1 protein-coding gene is annotated in these 260 nt (G+C 63.8%); it reads left to right on the top strand.

Annotated features, from left to right (window positions below; all coding sequences use genetic code 11):
* Positions 1 to 260, top strand: a 260-nt coding sequence (locus ACZ3HG_RS24100) for an Asp23/Gls24 family envelope stress response protein (protein ID WP_465334949.1), incomplete at both ends; no start/stop codon positions are given.

Raw genomic sequence — 260 nt, 5'->3', positions numbered from 1 at the left:
ACCGAGGGCGCGGTCCGGGCGCTGCTGCGCTCCATCACGGATCAGGTCCCAGGAACGGTGATCGGAAAGTGCCAGATCGACGGGGACGCCGAACAGCTAGACGCGCCGGTCATCGTCAGCGTCACCCTCAGCATCGCCTGGGGTACACCGATGACCCCCACCGCACACGACGTCCGGCAACGCATTTACAACGCGCTCTCCGAACACACCCACCTCAACGTCACTGCCGTCAACGTCACGATCGAAGACATTCACGGGCA

It is taken from the genome of Erwinia sp. PME.40.26/001 (assembly GCF_055556675.1).
The sequence above is the reverse complement of the archived record's forward strand: the minus strand, read 5'-3'. Positions and strand labels throughout refer to the sequence as shown.